This window comes from Saccharopolyspora sp. (assembly GCF_017434145.1).
Lineage (GTDB): Bacteria > Actinomycetota > Actinomycetes > Mycobacteriales > Pseudonocardiaceae > Saccharopolyspora_C > Saccharopolyspora_C galaxeae.
In genome coordinates this window covers 1-1,933 of sequence record NZ_JAFRFW010000277.1, presented here as the reverse complement: position 1 = coordinate 1,933, position 1,933 = coordinate 1, and the positions used below count along the sequence as shown (strand labels likewise).

The window sequence follows — 1,933 nt, the reverse complement described above, 5'->3', positions numbered from 1 at the left end:
CGGCGAGCAGGCCGTCGTCGCGACGCGGGCTGGCCGGGGCGGGGTGCTCGTGCGCGGTTTCGCGCAGCCGCGCCAGCACCAGCTGCACCGCCAGCGCCTCGTCCCACTTGAGCCGGTTCTGCGCGGCGGCCACCTCGCCGTGATCGGCGGGCTGGTGGATCTTGCGCAGTGCGGACTCCAGGCCCATCAGCCGGTGCTCGGCGCGCAGCGGCTCCGGCAGCGGATCCTCGGCCCCGTCCCAGGTGTCCAGCACCTGGCGCACGCAGCGGGCGATCGACCAGGACGGCAGGCCCTGCGCGGACGGGTAGACCGGGATGAGCGCTGCGGCGAACTCCTCGGCCGCCGAACCAGCGTCCTGCTCCTGCTCGTCGAACAGCTGGTACTCGGGGTGCGCGAGTTGCAGCGCGCCCTTGTAGGCGGTGACCTTGCCCGCGAACATGCCGCGGCGGCCGGGCAACAGCTCGCGTTCCCGCCACGCCTGGTTGAAGAACGTGCACAGCAGCGGCCGGTGCCCGTCGGTGATGCGGGCCTCCACGATGGTTCCGCGGCGGGATTTCATGCTGCGCTTGGTGACCCGCTCGACCTTCGCCAGCACCGTGGCGTGCTCGTCGATCTCCAGCCCGGCGATCGCGGTGAGTTCGCCGCGTTCGGCGTAGCGGCGCGGATAATGCCGCACCAGGTCGCCCACAGTGGACAGACCGAGGGCGGACTCGAGCGCCTTGCCGGTCTTGCCGCCGAGCACCCGCTCCAGCCCGGTCTCCAAAGTGGTCATCCGTGCCCCGCTCGTCCTGTGCCCCAAGATTTCCGGCCCACCGGTCGTGAACCTCATCGGTTTCGGGCGTTCCCGCTGAGCTTCCGCTGGCGAGATTATCGGACGCCACCGACGAAACCCGCCGCCTGCGCGCTCACAGCATCGCGTTCAGCAGCGCCGCGCCGCGTTCCGCGTCGTCCACGCTGATGCCGACCTCCCGGCCGGAGCGGTAGCGCACCACGAGGCACTCCCCGGCGCGCAACATGATCGTGGCCTTGCCGGGAAGCCCGCGGTAGCCCCAGCCGCCGACCTCGGCGGGCCGCCGGTTCTCCACCCGCGCGCTTTCGATCTCCGCCAGCGCCAGCCGTTGCACCGGCCTGCGCAACGGGCCGTACATGATCGTCAGCCCTCGATCGCCGATGAGCACCCGCACCGACGAGAACAGCAGCAGCGTCAGGCCGACCACGGTGAACGTCGCGGCGGTGAACCAGAGCCCCGGCAGCACATCGATCGCGGTGCACACCGCGAACAACGCGCCCGCGAGCAGCGACACGACCGCGAGCACCAGCAGCACCGCGCTGGAGACCGCCGAGGTCCACACCGACCGCTCCTCCGGCCGCATCCGCTTGCGGATCGTCATCGCGCCCCCTCGATCGTCTTCGCGGTAGTAACCGTGCCAGACGGCGAGGGGCGCGAACCCGGCTCGCTCACTCCACACCGAGCAGCACGGCCGAGCCGAGTTCCCCTCCCGGGTAGCAGACGCACTCGACCTCGGGCCGGTGCCGCGCCAGGTGCGCGGTCAGCTCGTCGCCGACCCCGGCAGGCGCCCGCGCACCGATCAGCACCGTGACCAGTTCCCCGCCCGCGGTGAACATCCGGTCCACCAGGTCCCGGGCCACCGCGAAGAAATCTCGGCCCAGCAGCACGACCTCGCCATCGGCCAGTCCCAGCACATCACCCGGGCGGCAGTGTCCCGCCCAGGTCAGCGCCTCGGAATCGGCGATGCGCAGCTCGCCCCGCCGGGTCGCCGCCGCGGCCTCCGCCATCGCCACCACGTCGTCCGGGCGCCGCCGCGAGGTGTCGTGCACCGCGAGCGCGGCCAAGCCCTGGACCGGTGAGCCGGTGGGCACGACCACGACGTCGCGGCCCGCGCGGACGAGGTGCTCGGCGGCGCGTTCGGCG

General features: G+C 72.5%; 1 protein-coding gene and 2 pseudogenes. All 3 read right to left on the bottom strand.

What is annotated here, in order from left to right:
• Positions 1 to 772 (bottom strand): annotated as a pseudogene (locus IJH84_RS07750) (ATP-dependent DNA helicase RecG); the annotation flags it as partial.
• A 133-nt stretch (positions 773 to 905) separates the two neighbouring features.
• A complete protein-coding gene (locus tag IJH84_RS07745; protein WP_200070212.1) occupies positions 906 to 1,391 on the bottom strand; it encodes a hypothetical protein in 486 nt (161 codons plus the stop codon).
• Positions 1,392 to 1,458: 67 nt separating this feature from the next.
• Positions 1,459 to 1,933 (bottom strand): annotated as a pseudogene (locus IJH84_RS07740) (dihydroxyacetone kinase); the annotation flags it as partial.